This window comes from Benzoatithermus flavus, from assembly GCF_037908215.1.
Taxonomy (GTDB): Bacteria; Pseudomonadota; Alphaproteobacteria; order Geminicoccales; family Geminicoccaceae; genus Benzoatithermus; species Benzoatithermus flavus.
Genome location: NZ_JBBLZC010000155.1, coordinates 1 through 510, shown reverse-complemented (window position 1 = coordinate 510; position 510 = coordinate 1). Strand labels below are relative to the sequence as shown.

At 72.9% G+C, this 510-nt stretch carries 1 protein-coding gene; it reads left to right on the top strand.

Going from position 1 to position 510, the window contains the following annotated elements; all coding sequences use genetic code 11:
* Positions 1-510, top strand: a 510-nt coding sequence (locus tag U1T56_RS24655; RefSeq protein WP_418162101.1) for a Gfo/Idh/MocA family oxidoreductase, incomplete at both ends; no start/stop codon positions are given.

The following is a 510-nucleotide window of genomic DNA, read 5'->3' as shown; positions in this document are numbered from 1 at the left end:
TTCCATTCGGTGCACCGCAACCCGAGCGTGCCGTCGCACTACACCAGCGACATGGCGATCAACGACACCGCGGTCCACGACATCGACATCGCCCGCTGGCTGCTCGCCGACGAGGTGGTGGCGACCCGGGTGCTGGTGCCGCGCCGCAACCGCCGCGCCGGGGACCTCAGGGATCCCCTGTTCGTGCTGCTGGAGATGGCGAGCGGTGCCCTGGTCGACGTCGAGGTCTCGGTCAACGTCGCCTACGGCTACGACATCCGCGGCGAGATCTCGGGCGAGAGCGGGGCGGCGGCGCTGGCCGAGGGCAACCCGGTCGTGGTCAAGCGGGAAGGTGCTTTCAGCGGCCGGGTGCCGGAGGACTGGCGCGAGCGGTTCGCGCGCGCCTACGACGTCGAGCTCCAGGAATGGCTCGCCGCGGCCGCCGCCGGCACCGCGACCGGTCCCGACGCCTGGGACGGCTATGCCGCGCAGGCGGTCTGCGACGCCGCGCTCGAGGCGCTGCGCACCGGC